The organism is uncultured Aquincola sp., from assembly GCF_964001545.1.
In the GTDB taxonomy this organism is placed as follows: domain Bacteria; phylum Pseudomonadota; class Gammaproteobacteria; order Burkholderiales; family Burkholderiaceae_C; genus Aquincola.
Map to the genome: position 1 here is coordinate 1 of NZ_CAXFDV010000368.1, position 5,750 is coordinate 5,750.

Here is a 5,750-nt window from a genome sequence, read left to right on the forward strand (position 1 = left end):
ACGATGACCTCGGGCAGCGCACTCAGCCAGGTGCCGGGGTCGCTGAGCAGCAGGCCGGCACTCAGCAGCTTGAGCGCCAGCACCGCATACAGCGTGTTCAGCGCCGACAAGGCCATCAGACGTTCGGTCACCTGGCCGGCGGCATTGCATTCACCCACCACGCGCTGGATGACCGCGGGCGACACGCCCATCGCGATGATGGCCAGCGGGCCGGCCACGGTCGGCGGCACCCCCATCAGCCGCGCCGCGACCAGCACCGCGATGCCGGCCAGCGCCGCTTCGAACAGGCTGGTGGCCAGCAGCCACGGGTTGCGGGCCAGCCAGCGCAGGTTCAGGCGCGCGCCGGCTTCGAACAGCAGCAGTGCCAGCGCCACGTCCACCGCCAGGCGCAACGCAGCTTCGTTGCCATCGGCGCCCAGGCCGGCCAGCGCCAGCACGGTGCCCACGGCCGCATAACCCGTCAGGCGCGGCCAGCGCAAACGCCGCCAGGCCACTTCGCCCAGCAGGGCGGCGGCCACCATCAGCAAGCTGGCACCCAGCAGGGTGTCGGGGCGCAAGGCCCACGGGGCAGTGATCAACCAGGACCACAGCGAATCGGTCATGCACTCTCCTCGTTGTCGTGGTTATGGGCAGCGATGGCCGAGACGACCCACGGACGTGCCGGGGCCGGCCCTTCATCGTCCAGGCGAGGTGGGGTGCAGACTGTCCGAGTGCGCCGCGTCTGCGTGTAGGACATCGCCGCGTTTGCGGCGGGATACGAGTCAGTCCTGGCTGAGCACGCCGCTGCGCATGCGCAGCATGCGATCGCAGCGCGAGGCCAGGGTTTCGTCGTGCGACACCAGCACGAAGGCGGTGCCACGCTCGCGCGCCATGGCCAGCATCTCGGCGAACACCACCTGCGCGGTCTCACGGTCGAGGTTGCCGGTGGGCTCGTCGGCCAGCACACAGGCCGGGCCGGTGACCAGCGCACGGGCGATGGCCACGCGCTGGCGCTCACCGCCTGACAGCTCCGATGGCCGGTGGCTGACGCGCCCGGCCAGGCCCACACGGCCCAGGGCTTCGCGCGCACGCTCCTGCGCCTCGGGCACGCTGAGGCGGCGGATGCGCAGCGGCATGGCCACGTTGTCCAGCGCGGTGAACTCGGGCAGCAGGTGGTGGAACTGGTAGACGAAGCCCAGGTGCTGGTTGCGCCAGCGGCCCTGCTCGGCCGCGCTCATGCCGGCGAAGTTGCGGCCCATCAGCTCGACCTGGCCGGCGCTGGGTGCGTCCAGCCCGCCCAGCAGGTGCAGCAGCGTGCTCTTGCCCGAGCCCGAGGCGCCGACGATGGCCAGCGTCTCGCCGGCGTTCACGGCCAGGTCGATGCCCTTGAGCACCTCGACGTCAATCTGACCCTCGTGGAAGCGCTTGCGCAGGCCGGTGCTGCGGAGGATGGCCTTGCTACTCATAACGCAAGGCCTCCGCCGGATTGATGCGGCTGGCACGCCAGCTCGGATAGATCGTCGCCACGAAGGCCAGCACCAGCGAGATCACGCCGATGGGCGCGATGTCGTTCCACTGCGGATCGCTGGGCATGCGGCTGATCACGTACACGCTGGCCGGCAGGAAGCTGGTGTTCAGCAGCCGCTCGATGGCCGGCACGATGGTGTCGATGTTGAAGGCCACCAGCAGCCCGATGAGCACGCCGGCCACGGTGCCGACGATGCCCGAAGCCGCGCCCTGCACCATGAAAATGCCCATGATGCTGCGCGGGCTGGCGCCCAGCGTGCGCAGGATGGCGATGTCGGCCCGCTTGTCGGTCACCGTCATTACCAGCGTGGACACCAGGTTGAAGGCCGCCACCGCGACGATGAGCGTGAGGATGATGAACATCATCCGTTTTTCCAGCTGCACCGCGTCGTACCAGTTGCGGTTGGTGCGGGTCCAGTCACGCACCACCACCTCGGGGCCCAGGCCGGTGCCCAGCGCGGCGGCCACGCTGCGGGCCTCGTTCAGGTCACGCAGCTTGAGTTGCAGGCCGGTGGGGCCGCCGGTGCGGAACAGCACCGAAGCGTCGTCCAGGTGCACCATCACCAGCGAGCTGTCGTATTCGTAGTGACCCGATTCGAAGGTGCCCGCCACCGTGAACTGCTTGAGCCGCGGCACCACGCCGGCCGGCGTGACCTGGCCATTGGGCGCCACCAGCGTCACCTGCGAGCCGGGCACCACGCCCAGCTGCCGCGCCAGCTCGGCGCCCAGCACGATGTTCCACTGCCCGGGCTTGAGCAGGCTGAACACCTGGCCCTGCGCACTGGCGGCCAGCGGCGTCACCTGCGCCTCGTCGGCCGGCGAGATGCCGCGCACCAGCACGCCGCGCATGTCGTCGCCACGGGCCACCAGCGCCTGCTGCGCCACGAAGGGCGCGGCGCCGATCACCTCGGGCTGCAGCTGCCTGACCTTGGCGGCGGTGGCCTGCCAGTCGGGCAGCGGCGCGCCCTGCGCATCGAACAGGTCGACGTGCGGGATCACGCTGAGCATGCGGTCGCGCACCTCCTTCTGGAAGCCGTTCATCACCGACAGCACGATGATGAGCGCCGCCACGCCCAGCGCGATGCCGAGCATCGACACGCCGGAGATGAAGGAGATGAAGCCGTTGCGGCGCCCTGCCCGGCCCGCACGCGTGTAGCGCCAGCCGATCTGCAACTCGTAGGGCCAGGAGCTCGAGGGTCTTGTCATGCGGCGCGCATGGTAGCCCAGCAGGGTTGCCCGTTTGTAGGGCGGCGCCAGCCGGGATAATCGCGCCATGCACCTGCTGATTCCCCATGCGGCGCCCGGGTCCGACATCGGCCGCCATGCGCTGAGCCAACTGCAGCTGCCCCACCTGGAAACCCTGCTGGCCCGCTGGGCCGAGACCGACCGCGACAGCGGCGACGAGACCACCTTGTCGCCGCCGCATGAGCGCGTGCTGGCGCGCGCGCTGGGCTGGCCCGCCACCGACGGCCTGCTGCCCTGGGCCGCGCGCGAGATGGGCACGCCGCCCGCCGGTGAGGCCGCCACCGGCTGGGGCTGGATCACGCCCGCGCACTGGGCCGTGGGCAGCGACAGCGTGACCCTGCTGCCGCCCGCCGCCATGCAGCTGGACGAAGCCGGCTCGCGCGCGGCCTTCGACGCCATGCGGCCGCTGTTCGAGGGCGAAAGCATCCACCTGCTTTGGCAGGGCGCCGACCGCTGGGCGGCCCGCCACCACTCGTTGGCCCAGCTGCCTACCGCCTCGCTCGACCGCGTGACCCACCGCGGCATCGACCTGTGGCTGCCGCGGGCCGCCGGCCAGGGCCCGGCGCGGCTGTGGCGCCGGCTGCAGAACGAAGTGCAGATGCTGCTGCACAACCACCCGCTGAACGAGGCGCGTGAGGCGCAGGGCCTGCTGCCGGTCAATTCGTTCTGGGTCAGCGCCAGCGGCGCCTGGCAACCGGCCGACGAAGCCGCCGCACCCCAGCTGGACCAACGCCTGACCGCGCCTGCACTGGCCGAAGACTGGGGCGCCTGGCTGCAGGCCTGGCAGGCGCTGGACGCCGGACCGATCGCCGCGCTGGCCGACCAGCCGGGCGCGCGCCTCACCTTGTGTGGCGAAGCCAGCGCCATCACCTACACCCATGCCAAGCCCACGCTGTGGCAGCGGCTGCGCCCTTCGCGCCGCCCCGTGGCGCCCCTGCTGGAGACCCTGTGAGCACCGCCAACATCCTGCTCGAAGCCCGCGACGTGCCGCCGCGGGTGGCCTTTGCGCTGGAGCAGGCCGGCGTGCACCCGCTGCTGGCCCGGCTGTTCGCCGCCCGCGGCGTGCGCACACCCGACGACCTGGACGACGGCCTGGGCCGGTTGCTGCCGCCCGCCCAGCTGCTGGGCACGCATGAAGCCGCGGTGCTGCTGGCCGACACCCTGGCCCGCGGCGGCCGCATCTGCATCGTGGCCGACTACGACTGCGACGGCGCCACCGCCTGCGCCGTGGCCCTGCGCGGCCTGGCCATGCTGGGGGCCCGGCCCGGCACGCTGCGCTACGTGGTGCCCGACCGGGCGCTGCACGGCTACGGCCTCACGCCCACCATCGTCGACCTGGCGATGCAGCAGCAGCCCGACCTGCTGGTGACGGTGGACAACGGCATCGCCAGCCTGGAAGGCGTGGCCCACGCCCGCGCGCTGGGCCTGCAGGTGCTGGTGACCGACCACCATTTGCCCGCGCTGGTGGGCACCCAGGTGGTGCTGCCCGAGGCCGACGTGATCGTGAACCCCAACCAGCCGGCCTGCAGCTTCGAGAGCAAGTCGCTGGCCGGTGTGGGCGTGATGTTCTATGTGCTGCTGGCGCTGCGGGCCGAGCTGCGTGCACGTGGCGTGTTCGACGCCACCAGCCAGCCCAAGCTGGACGCCCTGCTCGACCTGGTGGCGCTGGGCACCGTGGCCGACGTGGTGAAGCTGGACGCCAACAACCGCCGGCTGGTGGCCCAGGGGCTCAAGCGCATCCGCGCCGGGCGCATGCAGCCGGGCGTGGCGGCGCTGTTCAGTGCGGCCGGCCGGCATGCCAGCCGGGCCAGCGCCTTCGACTTCGGCTTTGCGCTGGGCCCGCGCATCAACGCCGCCGGCCGGCTGGCCGACATGACGCTGGGCATCGAATGCCTGACCACCGACGACAGCGCCCGCGCCACCGAGCTGGCCGCGCAGCTGGACGCCATCAACCGCGAACGGCGCACCGTGGAAAGCGGCATGCGCGACCAGGCCGAAGCCCTGCTCGACCGGCTGATGCCGGATGGCGAGGCACCGCCCGCGCTGGCGATCTTCGACGACGAGTTCCACGAAGGCGTGGTGGGCATCGTGGCCGGCCGCCTGAAAGACCGGCTGCACCGGCCCACCTTCGTGTTCGCGCGTGGGCAGGACGGGCTGCTCAAGGGATCGGGCCGCAGCATTCCAGGCTTTCACCTGCGCGATGCGCTGGACCTGGTGAGCAAGCGCCACCCCGGCGTGCTCAAGAAGTTCGGCGGCCATGCGATGGCCGCCGGCTGCACGCTGGACGAGAGCGGCTTTGCCACCTTTGCCGAGGCGCTGCAACAGGTGGCCCGTGAATGGCTGGACGCCGACACGCTGCAACGCCGGCTGCGCACCGACGGCGCGCTGCCGGTGGAGTACTACAACGCCGAGACGGTGCAGGTGCTGGACGGCCAGGTGTGGGGCCAGTCCTTCGAGGCGCCCACCTTCTGCGACGAGGTGGACGTGGTGGCCCAGCGCCTGGTGGGCGAAAAGCACCTGAAGCTGCGGCTGCGCCTGGGCGGCCAGCTGCGCGACGCCATCTGGTTCGGCCGCGTGGAGCCGCTGCCGCCCCGCGCTCGGCTGGCCTACCGCATCTGCCTGGACGAGTACCAGGGCCAGCAGCGCGTACAGATGATGGTCGAGGCTGTTGTATAGCAAGCAGCCACGGAACCGGCGGACCCGCCGCGGGTCCATCAGGCCATGAAACGATCCCTGCTTGCCCTGGCCGCCGGCTGCGCGCTGTCGCTGGCCCTGCTGTCGGCCCATGGTGCCGAACCCCGCACCGTCACCGTGGCCCGCGGGCTGCAGAACCCCTGGGCGCTGGCCTTCCTGCCCGATGGCCGCATGCTGGTCACCGAAAAGGCCGGGCGGCTGCGCATCGTGGCGGCCGACGGCACGGTGGGCAAGCCGCTGGCCGGCCTGCCCAAGGTGGACGCCGGCGGCCAGGGCGGCCTGCTGGACGTGGTGGTGGACCCGCG

Annotated in this window: 6 protein-coding genes; 3 read left to right on the forward strand and 3 right to left on the reverse strand. The window is 71.7% G+C overall.

All coding sequences use genetic code 11. From position 1 onward, the window contains the following. From ABNT58_RS12715 to ABNT58_RS12725, 3 genes are all read right to left on the reverse strand, one after another. Nucleotides 1-602 (reverse strand): cation:proton antiporter (locus ABNT58_RS12715; RefSeq protein WP_348753843.1); only part of this gene is annotated, 602 nt, incomplete at its 3' end. Between the two features lie 159 nt (nt 603-761). Next, entirely contained in the window at nt 762-1,445 is a 684-nt protein-coding gene (lolD, locus tag ABNT58_RS12720) for a lipoprotein-releasing ABC transporter ATP-binding protein LolD (RefSeq protein ID WP_348753844.1), read from the reverse strand. Continuing rightward, nucleotides 1,438-2,712 carry a lipoprotein-releasing ABC transporter permease subunit gene (locus ABNT58_RS12725; protein ID WP_348753845.1) on the reverse strand — a complete coding sequence of 425 codons (1,275 nt, stop codon included), beginning with the start codon at nt 2,710-2,712 and terminating at the stop codon, nt 1,438-1,440. The genes lolD and ABNT58_RS12725 overlap by 8 nt, the downstream gene beginning before the upstream one ends. Nucleotides 2,713-2,779: 67 nt before the next feature. On the opposite strand from ABNT58_RS12725, the gene ABNT58_RS12730 reads away from it, so the two are divergent. From ABNT58_RS12730 to ABNT58_RS12740, 3 genes are all read left to right on the forward strand, one after another. Further along, a complete protein-coding gene (locus ABNT58_RS12730) occupies nt 2,780-3,703 on the forward strand; it encodes a hypothetical protein (protein ID WP_348753846.1) in 924 nt (307 codons plus the stop codon). An 11-nt stretch (nt 3,704-3,714) separates the two neighbouring features. Then, a complete protein-coding gene (recJ, locus tag ABNT58_RS12735; RefSeq protein WP_348753848.1) occupies nt 3,715-5,427 on the forward strand; it encodes a single-stranded-DNA-specific exonuclease RecJ in 1,713 nt (570 codons plus the stop codon). Nucleotides 5,428-5,472: 45 nt separating this feature from the next. After that, the coding region (locus tag ABNT58_RS12740) for a PQQ-dependent sugar dehydrogenase (RefSeq protein WP_348753847.1) at nt 5,473-5,750 on the forward strand (278 nt) is incomplete at its 3' end.

Coding starts and splice junctions, on each gene's coding strand:
- lolD (WP_348753844.1), bottom strand. CDS start 1,445: ATGAGTAGCAAGGCCATCCTCCGCAGCACCGGCCTGCGCAAGCGCTTC.
- ABNT58_RS12725 (WP_348753845.1), bottom strand. CDS start 2,712: ATGACAAGACCCTCGAGCTCCTGGCCCTACGAGTTGCAGATCGGCTGG.
- ABNT58_RS12730 (WP_348753846.1), top strand. CDS start 2,780: ATGCACCTGCTGATTCCCCATGCGGCGCCCGGGTCCGACATCGGCCGC.